Origin of the sequence: Paenibacillus dokdonensis (assembly GCF_004916975.1) — a bacterium.
GTDB classification, from domain to species: Bacteria; Bacillota; Bacilli; order Paenibacillales; family Paenibacillaceae; genus Paenibacillus_AQ; species Paenibacillus_AQ dokdonensis.
In genome coordinates, this window is sequence record NZ_STGQ01000001.1 from 3,687,951 (window position 1) to 3,703,228 (window position 15,278).

Sequence of the window (15,278 nt, forward strand, 5' to 3'; positions counted from 1 at the left end):
TAAGCCAAGCACTCTTATCATCACAAGCGGACGGCATGCCCTCCATCAAAGAAGTAAAGCCATTTCTCGCTAATCTCTTCATGCAAAATATCTTTCAGCGCCCTCGCATACAGGTCCAGCTGAAATATATATTGTTCGGCAAGGGCATTTATCCCGCCCTTATGTTCCAATACTCTATCCGTCTTGTAATCAACTAGCACCAGTTTGCCTTCCTGACGAAACAGACAATCGACCACGCCCTGTATCAGCACTGTTTCCCCTTGTAATAACGATATCTCGAACAGATCAGGGTTTTCCTCTATCAGACCTGGTTGCCCCGAGAACAGCCCTCTATGGGCTTCCTCTGCGGTCAGGCCGTAGCTGAAAGGCATTTCACGGGAAATCCATTCAGCTGCCTGCAGCCTTTCTCCAACATCAGTTCTGAAGAACATGCCGACTTCCTCAGGCTCGATAATATCCGCCTGCTCACGGGTTAGGAGCTCGCGTTCCAGCAAACGATGCACCGTTTCCGCAACAGCTGCAGCATCAATTTTGCCCTGCCCCAACGGGATATGCTGCATCAACGTATGATACACGGTGCCGCGCTCCGTAGGTGTCAATGCGTTCTGCTCCATGAACTTCGGACGCTGCAGCGGGAGCGTAAAGGAAGAATTCCTATTGATATCCGTTAATTCCCTGCGCAGCTTCTCGTCCTCAATCCAATTTTCGGATGGCTGATCCTGCAAAGTCAGGAGTTTCTTCATTTCGGACACGGAGGTTTTGGCTGCCAGTCTTGCAGCTGCCGCATACGGATATTGCCAGGTCAGGCGGGTTGCGATCTCAGATTCTTCAAGCATATCGGTTCCATCCTCCGCATCTATACGCCGCCTCTTCATTAAAGCCTCCAGCCGGTTCTTCCTTTCAGGAGTAGACTCTTCTTCTTCCTCCCAGCCACCGAGTTTGGCCAAGGTAAGCTCATCCGCGGGTAATACCGACACTCTCCATACGGACGGATCAGAAGAAAGAACCGGAGAAACTGCTGCACCAAGATCCATCATCTCCCGCAGCTTCGCAGCCCCCTGATGGCGGATTAATGCAGGTCCGACCCAGTCGATGTAGCTCCGGCCTCTGGCCAGCATGTAATCAGGAAGCATATATTCAGATTCATCCTGGACCTGTGCCCAGGATGATACCTTTTTATTCAAATCCTTGACGGTACCAACCAGAAACAGTTTTTCCTTGGGACGCGTCAGTCCCACGTAGAGAACCCTCATTTCCTCTGCCAACAACTCCAGCTGTGATCTGCGCCGGATCGCAAGATTCGGAAGTGTAGGGAAGCTTACACGCTTCTCTTCGTCCACAAATTTAGGACCGAATCCCAGTTCCTTATGCATCAGGAACGAAGCATTCAGATCCTGCTGGTTGAAAGTCTTGGACATCCCTGCCAAAAATACAACAGGGAATTCAAGCCCTTTGCTTTTATGAATCGTCATAATCCGGACAGCATTGTCTTTATGCTCCGTGCTGCCTCCCCCGCCAAGATCACCGCCCCGGTCACGAAGCCGTGATACGAAGGTTAGAAAGCGAAAAAGTCCTCTGGAGGCTGTCGTCTGTTCGTACTGGACGGCACGGTCGTGCAAAGCCTTCAAGTTATTCTGGCGTTCGGCACCGCCCGGCAATCCCCCGACCCAGTCAAGATAGCCAGTCTCCCGATAAATCCGCCATATGAAGTCACCAAGGCTCTCTTGACGGGATACATTGCGCCAGTTTTGCAACTGCTGTACAAAACCAGCGATCTTGTACTTCAGTTTTGAAGGGATGCCTTCAACTGTGTCTGATACAGAAACTTTGGCTAAGTCAACGTTCTTATGACCATCCGCTAGATCATGAAAGGTCATTTCCAAGGTCGCAGCCGCTTCAGCTCCCGCCTTTTCCATTTCCTCCATCACTTTGCTTTCGGCCGGGCTTTCTCCCAGCTGCACTGATGCTATTAACGCATCGTAAAAGGAGCCGTTCTGAGCTAATCGGATTTGCGCCAACTCTTCTTCCGTCAAACCGACAATCGGTGAACGCAGCACACCTGCCAATGGTATATCCTGCTGCGGATTGTCGATGATTTGCAGGAGAGACAGCATAATTTCCACTTCTGTCGCCTGGAAATAACCGCGGCTCTGGTCACCATACGCAGGAATACCAAGCTGCTTCAGCTCCTCCATGATGAGCGGCCCCCAGATATAGGCTGATCGCAAAAGAATAACCATATCACCGTACTGCACCGGCCGCATTTCTTTAAGAACTTTGTCAAATACTAGCAGCGGCCTTGCAGCGGTATCCCCCATCATATTCCTGATTTTTTTGGCAATGGCTCTCGCCTCGATCTGTGCCGTTTCCATCTCCATGATTTCGCTTTCCTGCATGAGACCTTCGCCGTCTCCATCCTGAGGCTCTTCATCTGCAGATGCTCCCTTGCCGGCACGGTCGATCAGAAGAAGCTCGGGTTCATATGGATTCGTGCCAGTACTCTCACGCATCTGCTCTACAGCCGGGAACGAAGCACCATATACAAGCTCAGCACGTTGATCATAGCTGATCTCAGCCACCGTTTCGTTCATGATCTGGCGGAAAATCACATTGACCGCATTCACCACTTCCATCCGGCTGCGGAAATTCCGCGCCAGGTCGATGCGGATCCCGCTGCCGCCACCGCTGTCATATCTGCGGTATTTATCCAGAAAAAGCCCCGGCTCTGCCAAGCGGAACCGGTATATACTCTGCTTCACGTCCCCAACCATAAACCTGTTGCCAGGCAGGTCCCTGGAGATGAGATTTACGATCGTTTCCTGAACACTGTTCGTATCCTGGTATTCATCCAGCAGCACCTCGTCAAACTGTTCACGGTATTCCATTGCCGCATCGGATGGCATCGGATTTTCCGGTGTCGAATCGGTGTGCAGCAGAATCCGGAGGCAGTAATGCTCCAAGTCACTGAAATCCACCGCTCCTCTTTTCCGCTTTTCGAGCTCATAGCGTTCTCCGAACTGGATTACAAGCTCAGCCAGCTCCTTCATCAATGGAGCCGCTTCATTCAGTTCTGTCAGAAAAGCTTCGGAGGAACGGCCAAACAAGGCACCGCGCAAATCAGCGGCTGTTTTTTTGACGGCTTCGCGCAGCTCCTTGACACGTTCCTGAAGCTGCGGGTCCGTCTCGTCCTTGCGAACGCTCTTTAACTTGCCGAAAGCTATCCCTTGAAAGACCTCATAAAGCTCTTCCCAAGGTCGATGCTTCATGGCATCCTGCAGCGTATGAATCATATCAAGGTCCGCGTTTAGATTATCCACATATGCCCCTGGCCCGCCCGGAGCCATCGCAAGTCCGCGGGCTTGATTAAGAAGCCCTTCCGCACCTGCAAGGGCAAGGCGGGCATCCTGAAGGATGCTCTGAACCCAGGCAGTTTTTCCAAGGCTCGCTGTATCCGGAACTACAAAGGCTGAAGCCGTATCCCTTAACCATTGATCCGGCCAGGCATGACTGCGTGAGAAATCATACAGCTTCTGTACCAGAAGATGCATGGCGTCATCGGTGCGCTCACCGCTGAACCAGTCCACCAGTCGGATAAAGTCGCTGCCCTCGCCTTCGCTTCCATACTTCTCTTCAAAAAGCTCTTCCAGAATTTCCTGACGCAGCAGCTCTGCTTCATTTTCATTAATAATTCGGAAATTCGGATCAAGGGGAATCAGCTGATAATACCGCCGAATGACTTCAAGGCAAAAGGAATGGAGTGTTGTGATAGATGCTCGTCCCAGCAGTGACAGTTGACGGCGTAAATGAACGTTCTCCGGATCCTTTTCAAGCTCCTGGTCCAAGGCTTCCCGGATACGATCCCGCATTTCCGCTGCTGCAGCCTTTGTAAATGTCGCAACGAGCAGACGGTCAACGCTGAACCCCTGCTCCGTATCAATGATTTTGCGGATAATCCGTTCCACCAGCACAGCGGTCTTGCCCGATCCGGCAGCGGCGGCAACGAGAATGTGATCACCGGTTTCCAAAATGGCCTTCCACTGGTCATCGCTCCATTTGCTGCCTTCAGGTTTAGGTATTAGGGTCATGATGTTTCTCCTCCTTTGCTCTCGGACAACAGTTCCCATACCTGCGATTTATTCGGCTTGCCCAGCAGATGATAGTGATTGCCCTCAACCGCCTCGTCAAACTGGCATACCGGCTTGTACGGGCAAAATGTGCAGGCGGTTTCCTGCTGGATACGATACGGCTCAATTTTCACATCGCCTTCCGTAATCCGTGTTCCGATCGTCTCAATGCTGCTCCGAACGGAGGTAAGCAGATGATCCCACTGTTCCGGACTTGCAACCGATGCGCTGCTGTAGAAGCTGCCATCCGATTTGACCGCCACCGGCAGGATCGATGAATGTCCTTTGTCGAGCGATGTATCCATTTTGGACACGACGTCACGGTCGGCCATCAGCAGCCCCTTCATTTTGAAGCGTTTGAGAAGTTCTTCCGCAGCCTGATCCATCGTCATGCCGTTTGCGGACTGCAATATCGGATCATGCACATGAAAATACAGCGTGCCTGCCGGCAGAGCCTTGCTTCCCAGCCACTCATCCGCGTAAGTTAGAAGCACATCCAGATATGTCAGCATTTGCAGCGCCAGTCCGTAATACACTTCATGAAGTCTGAGATCCTTTTGCCCAGACTTATAGTCAATGACGCGAAGCAAAATTCCGTCTTCCCCCTGCGCCATATCCACGCGGTCAATCCGGCCGACAACCTCCATCACTGTACCGTTCTCCAGCTCAAAGGTGAGTGGTGGCAGCGGCTTTCCAGGACCAAAATCCAGCTCCAGCCCAACCGGTTCAAAGCTTCCGCGACGCGCATGTTCGCCTAATATGATAGATGCTCTTCCAACGATATTTTTCAATTTGCGTGAGATATATCCGTACCTTTTGGAGCTGAGCAATATCTCACCTTGAAGCATGGGAGCCAGACGTTCCACGGTCATTTCCGCTTCCCTCCGGCATTCCTCTGCCGACAAGCTTCCCCAACTGCGATGCTGTTCCTTCAGTCTGAGCGCCATTTCGCTTAGTGCGGCATGGAAAAGCTGCCCGATATCTGGCGCCTTCAGCCGGTACAGCTGACGTTCCTTCAACTTCAAGCCATGGGATGCAAAATGCGAGAATGGACATGCCACGAATCTCTCCATGCGCGACACGCTTGTTCGGATTTTGCTTCCATAGAGCCTGCGGCTGGTACCCTCTTGGAGCGTCATCGTATCGTTTCGGTAAAACAGTGAGCGCAGCAGCATATCAAGCGGACCATGCCATTGTGAATCCTGTAAATACCAGTTGTAAACATTCCACCAAACCTCAGGTATTTTGGCGCCCTGTCTCCATCTTCTAAGCTGCACAATGAGATGACTGAGCGTTTGGCGAGGATGCTCAATGTATATTTTATGCTCCAGGGCACTCTGATCCGCTCCTGGCTGCACAGACAGCGGCTCTTCCTTGAGACCTGAGAACATTCTTGCTACATGCCGTACCACTTCAGATGGCAGCAGTTCCTTGCCTTCGTCGTCCGCGGAAGGATAGCTGATCCATACATGCCGGCTCGCAGACGTGAGCGCGTTGTAGATCAGGAAGCGTTCATCCAGCAGCTTTCGGGAAATTCCCGGAGCCAGCTCCATTCCTGTATCCGCCAACACAGATCGCTCCTGTTCAGTAATAATACCGTCCTCCTGGTATACTGCCGGGATCACACCGTCATTTACGCCCAGCAAAAACGCATGCTTGATTCCGCTCGTACGCGTGCGATCCATCGTTCCGACAAGCACCTGATCGAGTGAAGGCGGCACAAGACCCAGCTTCAGTTCACTGAGACCGGTCTCAAAAATACCGGCAAACAAGTCGAATGTCATCTTCTCTGTACCCATCATTTCGACAATCTGATCCAGCAGGGTCAAGACCTCGCCCCATAATTGCCGGTGCTCCCTTGCCGCCTCTGGACGGCCATTTTTCAGCGCATCTCGGCTCCATAAATCCAGCCGTTGAGGTATTCCTGCATCCTCAAGAAGCCCGAAAACGGCCGTACTCATATCCCGGGCTGTCTTGGCATGTTTAATACGTTTATCAAAAACCGAGAGAGGACCGGTAACTGCATTCCGGCAGCGTTCCATCAGCTCCAGCATCTCCTCGCCCGTCTTCCGCTGCGGAGACCCCCCCTCTTCCAGAGAAAGGCTCGGGATGCCCTTCCATGGGCGTCCGTCCGTCCAGCGGTAGCCCTGTATGCCGCTTGCGAGAGCATAGTTCTCCAGACGGTCCATATCCTCGGGCGTCAAAGAACCGTCCAGCGGCAGAAGCAAATCGCTCTTCACGCAGCGGAACACATCTTCATGCCTCCAAAAGCGCCGGATCACATCCAGCGCGGCACGCAAAAATTCAACCAGCGGATGATGAAGCTCACTCCTTTTCTGGTCAAGGAACAACGGAATTCCATAATCCTGGAACAGCGGCATAACCAGATGCTCATAATCCCCGAGGTTACGGACAAAAACAGCCATCTCACGGAAGCGGACGCCTTCATCCCGCGCCAGTCGCAGCATCTCCCGCAGAGCACCTTCGACTTCAGCTCGGCGTCCCGCTGCAGAATGGATGGAGATACCATCCGCTGATCCGGTTTCTACTGCTTGATAACGCAGCCGCCGATCATACCCCCGCTCCAGATGGGCAAGCTGAGGGCTCCCTTGAAAACGCGGCGGTACAGATGGAGCGAGTACTTTGTTGTCTATTTCAATACCGAGTTCTTCCGCCATTCCTCTCAACTTGATGTAAGTAGTCGCTGTCGGATGGAACAAATCCAGCTCATGAGGCATCCGCAAACCATCGTAAGGCTTATCCAGCGTGAGTGAAACAGTAACGGACGCAGCATGAAGCATCAGTTGGTTTACGACCTGAAGCTCTTGGGGAGTGAACCCATGGAAACCGTCAATCCAAATATCCGCTCCCTGCAAATAGCTGGAATCTCTCACTGCCTCGGTCAACCTGATTAAATTGTCTTCCTCATCGATATACAATGGTGACATTTCCTGCTCAAAATCCTTGTACACTGTCCACAAATCTTCGAGCTTGCTGCGCAGGATCGGCGTGGCTGCGGATGTTGCAATCATCTGATCCAGCACCTGCTTAACCGCAGAGGAGTCGATACAGTACCGCTTCATTTCGGTGTACACATCTCCCAGACGGCCAACGAAGCCAAGCTGCTCGCCCGAGGCCCCGAACAGCTTTAACTCATCCTTGCGATGCTGAATAATTTTGTAAAGGAGCATTTTTTTGCCCTCATCGCTGATGCCGACGCGAGCAGCACCGCCGGTCTCCTGCATGACGCGGTAGGCCAGACGGCGAAAGCTCAGCACCTGGGCTCTTACGCTGCCTTTAATCCGGCCTGTCGTGACAAGCCCATGTTCTGCCTGGAACGATCCCTGCTCCGGAACCAGCAATATCATGGGTTTTCCCTGCGGCGCAGCCTCCAGCCTGGCAGAGATATCTTCAAGTATAGTTGTCGTTTTCCCGCTTCCCGAACGTCCGATAAGAAAATGAACCGCCATGTTCTCCTCCTTCAAATTATGTAATCTATGAAATCAATGAATTGAATATTAGTTCAGTAAACAACTGTAAACATATGATCCAGTATATCATACCGATAAATTATTAGAACATATGTTTGTTTCCGGATGGATCTTTCTCTTATTCTGTCAATATAAAAAGCTCATACTATTTTACCACTAATATTTTGATAGAGTTTAAAGGTAATGATTGGGGTGAGCTAAAAGTAAAAAGGACAGTCCCCAAGGTCCTTTTTCAGAACCTTTAGTGACTGCCCCACCTGGCTATTAGAACGTTCTGCTTCTCACTTCAAAGATTGCAAATTTCAGGTAATGGCCTTCGTCAACGCCCAGAATCTGCGGATGGTCCTTACCTGCGGCGCGCCATTCGATCAAGCGCAGGATTTTGCCTGCATCAGCTGCAGCCTCCTGGATCGTCTCGAGGAACAGATCTGGACGCATATGATACGAGCAGCTTGCCGTCACCAGATATCCGCCTTCATTGACCAGCTTCATGCCATGGAGGTTAATATCTTTATATCCTCTGCAGGCACCCTTCACAGCGCTTTTGGTCTTGGCAAAGGCTGGCGGGTCCAAAATGACCACATCCCAGGTTCTGCCGCCGCCTGCGGTCATCTTTTGCGAGGTATCCACCTTATCGGATGTACTGGCGGAACGTTTCTGTCTTTCCTCCAGACCCTTGACTTGGGAACGAAGATATTGGAAGGCATCATCCACCACGAACTCAACACGGTCACCAAAGCCGTTCAGCTCCACATTTTCCCGCGCGCTGTCGATCGCATGCTGCGAGATATCCAGGCAAGTCACCTTTTTGGCACCATATTTACAAGCATGAAGCGTAAAGCTTCCTGTATGCGAAAAGCACTCCAGTACCGTTGCCCCGTCCCAATACGGAAACTCGACAACCTTGCCGCTCTTATTCACCGGACGTTTAAGCGTTTGACCCTCTTCCTCGATTTCCTGCACCGTGATGCCGCTGCGTTCGCCCCAGCCTGTCATCAGCGGCTCGATGGAAGCCCGATTCTCTCGCTGATCAAAGAAATAACCGGTCTTTTGTCCTTCTTCAATGTCTACGCGGATATGAAGACCATTCTCCTGGACCGTGACATATCTCGGACATTCCCCATATACGGGTCCCTTGGTCTGTTCCAGACCTTCAAGCTCGCGTACCGGAACATCGCTTCGTTCATAGATGCCTCTCGGGTTCATCACTTCAACAAGTGCGTCCACAATTTCCTTGCGGCGGGTATCCATGCCCATGGTCAGCAGCTGAATGACCAGCACATCATCGAACCGGTCCACGATCAACCCCGGGAGAAAATCAGCCTCGCCGTATACAAGCCGATACGCATTCGCATCCTGCAGGAATCGTTCCCTGTGTTTGAGACAGCTGAGGAACCGTTCAGCAAAAAAAGCCTGGTCCATCTGTTCTATTTCGCGGTAGGAAACCGCCCGTACTGTAATCTGAGATGCCGGATTATAATAACCTGTTGCCAAATAACGTCCCTGATGGTTCATGACTTGAACCAGATCTCCCGGCTGCGGGTTGCCCTCTACAGACTCGATTTCATTTTTGTAAATCCAGGGATGTCCCTGTTCCAGCCTTTTTTTACGGCCTTTTTGAAGAATGACAGATGCCAACATATCCACTCCCACCTATATGCAATTTTCTTGTATACTCAACATCTAAATCAGGTGCTTAACGAAGTACAATAACACCGTTACAACTTCGCTACCCGGTCCTTTACGAGTCATGGTTGTCCAAACAGCAACATATAAATGATAAATGGACAAGAACCCGTCAAAGGAGAACCTTTTCCCATGTTCAATACTATTATTTTCCCCGTTATCTACGGGCTGATCATTTTCCTCGCCGGTATGAAGGTGATGGAAACGGCTCTTGGCAGCTGGGCTGGTCCTCTGCTCTCATCATTCCTGAAAAAAGCGACCGCTTCACCGCTTAAAGGAATGCTGTTCAGCACAGGCATTACGGCGGTACTTCAAAGCAGCACGGCTGTTACGGTCCTGACGATGGGCCTCGTGAATGCCGGACTGCTCACCTATGAGCGTACGCTCGGTATCATTCTAGGCAGCAATATCGGCACCTGCATCACCACCGAACTTATCGGACTGCAAATCGGTCAGATCGCTTTACCTCTGCTAGGGGTCTCCATCATCGTGTGGATCATTTCAGTAATCGCTGACGAATACAAGCCTTTCCTCCTGCGCAAAGGACCGCATCTCTATAAGTCAATACAGCTTATAGCACTAGCCACTGCAGGCTTTGCCATGGTCATGCTCGGCATCCGGGTCATGCAAATGATCAGCCCCGCACTGGAAAACGCAGGTCTGTTCGGCTGGTTCATTGAACAAGCCTCTCATAATGTATGGTGGGGCATTGCCGCTGGAGCAGCACTGACCGCGCTGATGCATAGCAGCGCTGCCGTGATCGGCCTTGCCATTGCGCTATCTGCAGCCGGAACGCTACCGGTAGGCATCGGGATCGGCATTGTGCTCGGGGCCAATGTAGGGACCTGTGTAACGGCCCTGATTGCGGCCATCGGCAGTACGCCTTCCGGTAAATTTGTCGCCTGGACGCATGTAGCGCTCAATGTGGGCGGTGCACTGCTGTTTATGCCTTTTATACCACAGCTGCAATGGATCGCCGCCTTGATGTCATCAGACAGCGGTGCTCAGATCGCTCGTGCCCAAACCCTGTTCAATATCATCTCTTCGCTCTTGGCGCTTCCGCTTTGCTATTTGCCGATTTGGAAAAAAATACGCCTTCGCTCATAATGCCCCGACCGGACCGGGCTATACGTGAATATCAAGCTGGATCAGGGCCTTACGGACGATGACATCATTGTTGTCATATCCGCCCTGCTCCTGCTTAACCCACGCTTCCATCGGATCGTACCAGGAAACACTGCTGATCTCCTCCACCTGGGGACGCAGCGAACCACTTTTGGCCTCAACCAGAAAATAGTGGACCTCTTTATCCACTTCGCCATGCACCGGATTAATATACTTATATTTTATAATATCCACTGGAGCCACGATCTCTCCGACGATTCCCGTTTCCTCTTCTATTTCACGCAGCGCTGTTTCTTCAACTGTCTCACCAGGCTCCATCTTGCCTTTGGCGAGGGATATTTTGCCGTAACGGTCCATGATCAACTGCACCTCAAGACGGTCTTCCACTTTGCGGAACACAACCCCACCTGCGGATATCTCTTTTCTGGCCATGATGATTCCTCCTTGTGACTCCAAGTTGCAACAAGGATTTCACCTCCTTGATTGCACGGGAAATGAAATCCTTGTTTGATCAGAATTATGCAAAAATTTGATTCAGCTGCTCGTTTACATTTATGCAATATCCTTAGTTATAAATAAACCAGTAGTTATATTTAAACCGCCGCGCCGGAAGCTCCATCAAGAACCCGTACAAGCTGTCCTTCGCATTCATTCACGCCCGCCTTGGTCAATTTCACGCGGCAGATTTGGCCCTGGAGATCTTCGGAACCATCAAAAATGAGCTGCAAATAATTGTCGCTGAAGCCATGCATTTTGCCTGGGCCGTGAGTTCCTTTCGATGTACCCTCTGGAATGACGTCCAGAACCTGACCCACGAAATTCTTGGCATATGCCAGCTGCATTTGCTCCGACAGTTCGATCAGCTCACGTACGCGTGCATGCTTGATCTCTTCAGGAATCTGATCCTGCATCCGCGAAGCAGGTGTACCATTCCGCTGGGAATAAGGGAAGACATGCATTTCAGAAAAATTAATCGCCTTCATCAGGTTGTAGCCATTGCGGAACATTTCATCGGTTTCACCTGGAAAGCCGACAATAACATCCGTCGTAATGCCCACATCAGGCATGGCCTGACGGATCAGCTGCATCTTGCCATAGAACTCCTCGGTCGTATATTTACGGCGCATCCGTTTCAAAACGGTGTCATCTCCTGCTTGCAGCGGAATATGCAGATGACGGCACATTTTAGACGAGCGGTTCAGTACTTCAAGCATTTTCCCATCAATCTGGCTGGCTTCGATAGAGCTGATACGGATACGTTCCAGCCCGTCCACCTTGTCCAAATCCCAGAGCAGATCCGATAAACGGTAGTTGTCGAGATCATCGCCATAACCGCCGGTGTGGATACCTGTCAATACGATTTCCTTATAACCTGCCTCCACAAGCTGGTGTGCCTGGGTGACAATGCTATTCGATTCACGGCTGCGGGATAGTCCGCGGGACCACGGGATAATGCAGAACGTACAGAAATTGTTGCAGCCGTCCTGAATTTTCAGGAATGCACGGGTTCGATCCGCAAAATCAGGAACATCCATTTCCTCAAACACACGGTTTTTCATAATGTTGCGTACCGCGTTAATGGGCTCACGTTTCTCCCGGATCTCATTCACAAACGGAATAATCTTATCGCGGTCCTGGTTACCAATGACGAGGTCAACACCCGGTATATCCATAATTTCGGCTGGGGATGTCTGCGCATAGCAGCCGGTAACCGCAATAATCGCCTCCGGATTTCGGCGGACAGCACGGCGGATAATCTGCCGGCTTTTCTTGTCACCGGTATTCGTAACGGTACATGTATTAATCAAATAGACATCTGCGGTCTGTTCGAAATCCACCTGATCATAGCCTTCTTTTTTGAACAACTGCCAGATGGCTTCGGTATCATAAAAATTAACTTTGCAACCCAATGTATAAAATGCAACGGATGGCATTTTCAAACTCCCCCCATTTCTCCGGATTCATAAAGTATGCATGCAAGGGCAACCATCCCCGCTGTTTCACATCGCAGGATACGCCTGCCGAGCCCTGTGCTCGCGGCTCCAGCTTCCTCCGCCTGCCGGCATTCTTCTTCACTGAATCCGCCTTCGGGACCCACAAGGAGCAGAACACCCGGCGCATGGTCTGTCGGCAAATCTTGCATGAATGGTCTTAGCGCATCTCGCAGCTGCAGACCCTCTTCCTTTTCATAGCAAAAATAAACGGCATCATAGTTTTTAAACGTTGCTAAAAGCTGCTTCCATGTGAGTGGCTGGGTCACTTCCGGAACCGTGTTCCGGTGGCTCTGTTCAGCTGCTTCTTTGGCGATTTTGTTCCATCGTTCGAGACGTTTAGATTCCTTTTTGGCATCGTACTGAACGATCGTGCGCTCAGAGATAAAAGGAACGAAAGAAATCGCGCCTATTTCAGTGCATTTTTGAATGACGGTTTCCATCTTATCCCCTTTGGGCAAGCTTTGGGCAACCGTTACCTTTACGGCAGGCTCATGTGTCATTTCCAGCTGTTCCAAGACGGCTGCGGTGACCACACCCGTATCAATGGCTGTAATCTCAACAAGCGCTTCACGGGAAATACCATCGCTGACAATCAGCTTATCCCCGTTCTTACCGCGCATGACCCTGGAGATATGACGTGCATCCTCACCGGAAATATCTACTGTACTCTCTTTAAATTGCTCTGGAGATACGAAATACCGCTGCATGTTCATCAACTTCCTATATTAAAAATCACAAGCTTCATCATACAACATTTGCCTAGGCTATGACCAGTACATGTTTAACAGATGCATAACCCGGACTAAGACAAAATATGCATAAAGACCTGCATGAAATGAAAATACAAATTATAAGCCAGATTGTAGATCGGTGTGATCGTATACTGGCGCAGCGTAGGAATGAATAGAATCAGCAAGAAAATAAAAACGGACCACTGCTCAAACTGCTGCAGTTTGGCTCTCACCTGACGCGGAACCAAATCTTCCAGAATCCGATAACCATCCAAAGGCGGCAGAGGTATCAGATTAAACAAAAAGAGAAAGAAGTTCATCATTCCAAACAACTGGAAGAAGATGACTATTGCCTCAATTACCTTTGCATTGGGAATGGAGGCCAAAGCCCCGGTACTGATCAGAAGCGCATATACAAAAGTTCCGATAATCGCAAGGAAAAAGTTGCTCAGCGGGCCGGCAGCAGAAACAACAACCCCCATCAGCCGCGGACTTTTGAAATTATCACGGTTGACTGGAACCGGTCTTGCCCAGCCGAAGCCTGCAATCAGGAGCAAAATGATTCCCAGCAGGTCAAAATGAACCGCAGGATTCAAAGTAACCCGGCCCAACAGCTTCGCCGTCGGATCACCGAATTTATTGGCAAAATAAGCATGCGAAAATTCATGTACCGTGAACGCAACGACCAACACCACCAGGTAGAATGGAAGCTGCTCCAGCGGAACACTGAGTATTCTGTTTAGAAAATCCATTTATGACCTCTTTCTAGCTACAAATGCGACCCAGTCCTCATCACGGTTAATATCCTCTATGTCAAAACCGGAATCCTCAAGTGCCTGCTGTACGATTTCTTCTTTATTTTTATAAATACCGGATGCGATGTACACACCACCCGGCTCCAGTGCCTGATATACGTCATCTACGAAAAGCAATATAACTTCAGCCAAAATATTGGCAACTACGATTTTAACAGGTAGTGTAATCCCTAGATCTACATTGCTGCTGCCGTCCAATAAAGACAACAAGTCACTTTCCTTCACCGTAATTTGCGGATCCATTTGGTTCAGCATCACGTTTTCTTTGGCAATAGCTACCGCCACCGGATCAAGATCCAATGCAAGCACATGCTTCGCTCCAAGCAAAACAGCGCCGATCGCCAGAATTCCAGATCCCGTTCCCACATCAATAATTTCCTCGCCACCCTTAACCACCTTCTCAAGCGTACGCAGACAAAGCGAAGTTGTGGGATGGGTTCCTGTACCGAAGGCCATACCCGGATCAATTTCAATAATCTTTTCAGACTCGCTTTCCGGTGTATATTCTTCCCACGTCGGCTTGATGGTCAAGCTTTCAGAAACTCGAAGCGGTTTAAAATACTGCTTCCAAGCCGTAGCCCAGTCATCCTCATTAACCGTTCTGAATTCAAAGCGGACCTCACCCGGATCGATCTGGAAATCGCGCAGCTCTTCGATTCTATGCTTTACTTCTTCAAGAATGTCCTCTATAGGAGACTCTTCGGAAAAATATCCTTTGATATCAGCATGCCCTTCGGGTATATCATTCAGCGGCAGATCATACAGCTCACCGTATGTCGTATCGCGCTTCTTATTCAAAGTGCCGGATTCCTCTATTGATACCCCGCCTGCCCCTGCTTCATGCAGAAAGTTGGAAATCATCTCCACGGCTTCCTCCGTGGTATGTATTGTTAATTCATGCCATAACATCGTTTTTCATCTTCCTCCTCAACCTTGTGCATAGGTTTTATTGTACTATACATAGGCAGCTGAGTACAAAATTTTAACCGATAACAAAAAAAACCGCATTGGCCGTTAGGCTTCGCGGTTTCAATCATCATGACCATTTCTTGGGATTAGGGCTCCATTACATTCCAGCTGTCGTCATCCATCTGGCGCAGCTGACGCTCATCGGCGGCTTCACTGCGCCGTAAAGCTTCCACATCCTCGTGGTCAGCCAAAACACCGGAGAATTCCACGTCCTCATTTTTCATGGACATAAGCTTCTTGATCTTTTCCGTCTTACTCATAATACGTCCCTTTTTATCACGGCTTGCCATATCCAGCACCCTCTTCCGATTTTGTAGCAGCATGTTTGCCTTACGTTTATTCC

At 50.2% G+C, this 15,278-nt stretch carries 10 protein-coding genes; 1 reads left to right on the forward strand and 9 read right to left on the reverse strand.

Going from position 1 to position 15,278, the window contains the following annotated elements:
* Positions 1-20: 20 nt before the first annotated feature.
* From addA to E6W40_RS17125, 3 genes are all read right to left on the reverse strand, one after another.
* Positions 21-4,085: a helicase-exonuclease AddAB subunit AddA gene (addA, locus tag E6W40_RS17115; protein WP_136606559.1), complete on the reverse strand. Its 4,065-nt coding sequence runs from the start codon at positions 4,083-4,085 to the stop codon at positions 21-23.
* Complete coding sequence (gene addB, locus E6W40_RS17120; protein ID WP_136606560.1) at positions 4,082-7,594, reverse strand: helicase-exonuclease AddAB subunit AddB; 3,513 nt, start codon at positions 7,592-7,594, stop codon at positions 4,082-4,084. The genes addA and addB overlap by 4 nt, the downstream gene beginning before the upstream one ends.
* Before the next feature lie 285 nt (positions 7,595-7,879).
* Positions 7,880-9,253 carry a class I SAM-dependent rRNA methyltransferase gene (locus E6W40_RS17125; RefSeq protein ID WP_136607049.1) on the reverse strand — a complete coding sequence of 458 codons (1,374 nt, stop codon included), beginning with the start codon at positions 9,251-9,253 and terminating at the stop codon, positions 7,880-7,882.
* Between the two features lie 180 nt (positions 9,254-9,433).
* Between E6W40_RS17125 and E6W40_RS17130 the strand changes: the two genes are divergently transcribed.
* On the forward strand, positions 9,434-10,408 hold the full coding sequence (locus tag E6W40_RS17130) for a Na/Pi cotransporter family protein (RefSeq protein WP_136606561.1): 975 nt from the start codon (positions 9,434-9,436) through the stop codon (positions 10,406-10,408).
* Positions 10,409-10,426: 18 nt separating this feature from the next.
* Here the strand turns inward: E6W40_RS17130 and E6W40_RS17135 are convergent, their stop codons facing one another.
* The 6 genes from E6W40_RS17135 to E6W40_RS17160 form a co-directional block, all read right to left on the reverse strand.
* Positions 10,427-10,861 carry an NUDIX hydrolase gene (locus E6W40_RS17135; protein ID WP_211147051.1) on the reverse strand — a complete coding sequence of 145 codons (435 nt, stop codon included), beginning with the start codon at positions 10,859-10,861 and terminating at the stop codon, positions 10,427-10,429.
* Between the two features lie 158 nt (positions 10,862-11,019).
* Positions 11,020-12,360, reverse strand: a complete 1,341-nt coding sequence (gene mtaB, locus E6W40_RS17140) for a tRNA (N(6)-L-threonylcarbamoyladenosine(37)-C(2))-methylthiotransferase MtaB (protein ID WP_136606563.1) — start codon at positions 12,358-12,360, stop codon at positions 11,020-11,022.
* Positions 12,361-12,362: 2 nt separating this feature from the next.
* On the reverse strand, positions 12,363-13,127 hold the full coding sequence (locus tag E6W40_RS17145) for a 16S rRNA (uracil(1498)-N(3))-methyltransferase (RefSeq protein WP_136606564.1): 765 nt from the start codon (positions 13,125-13,127) through the stop codon (positions 12,363-12,365).
* Between the two features lie 95 nt (positions 13,128-13,222).
* Positions 13,223-13,903: a site-2 protease family protein gene (locus E6W40_RS17150; RefSeq protein ID WP_136606565.1), complete on the reverse strand. Its 681-nt coding sequence runs from the start codon at positions 13,901-13,903 to the stop codon at positions 13,223-13,225.
* Positions 13,904-14,875, reverse strand: a complete 972-nt coding sequence (prmA, locus tag E6W40_RS17155) for a 50S ribosomal protein L11 methyltransferase (RefSeq protein WP_136606566.1) — start codon at positions 14,873-14,875, stop codon at positions 13,904-13,906.
* A 146-nt stretch (positions 14,876-15,021) separates the two neighbouring features.
* The gene (locus tag E6W40_RS17160; RefSeq protein ID WP_136607050.1) at positions 15,022-15,225 is read right to left on the reverse strand and encodes a YfhD family protein; all 204 of its coding nucleotides are present in this window, start codon (positions 15,223-15,225) and stop codon (positions 15,022-15,024) included.
* Between the last annotated feature and the right edge of the window lie 53 nt (positions 15,226-15,278).

Excerpts from the sequence above, each read along its gene's own strand:
- E6W40_RS17130 (WP_136606561.1), top strand. The coding sequence starts at position 9,434 with ATGTTCAATACTATTATTTTCCCCGTTATCTACGGGCTGATCATTTTC.
- addA (WP_136606559.1), bottom strand. The coding sequence starts at position 4,085 with ATGACCCTAATACCTAAACCTGAAGGCAGCAAATGGAGCGATGACCAG.
- E6W40_RS17150 (WP_136606565.1), bottom strand. The coding sequence starts at position 13,903 with ATGGATTTTCTAAACAGAATACTCAGTGTTCCGCTGGAGCAGCTTCCA.
- E6W40_RS17160 (WP_136607050.1), bottom strand. The coding sequence starts at position 15,225 with ATGGCAAGCCGTGATAAAAAGGGACGTATTATGAGTAAGACGGAAAAG.
- mtaB (WP_136606563.1), bottom strand. The coding sequence starts at position 12,360 with ATGCCATCCGTTGCATTTTATACATTGGGTTGCAAAGTTAATTTTTAT.
- prmA (WP_136606566.1), bottom strand. The coding sequence starts at position 14,875 with ATGTTATGGCATGAATTAACAATACATACCACGGAGGAAGCCGTGGAG.
- addB (WP_136606560.1), bottom strand. The coding sequence starts at position 7,594 with ATGGCGGTTCATTTTCTTATCGGACGTTCGGGAAGCGGGAAAACGACA.
- E6W40_RS17145 (WP_136606564.1), bottom strand. The coding sequence starts at position 13,127 with ATGCAGCGGTATTTCGTATCTCCAGAGCAATTTAAAGAGAGTACAGTA.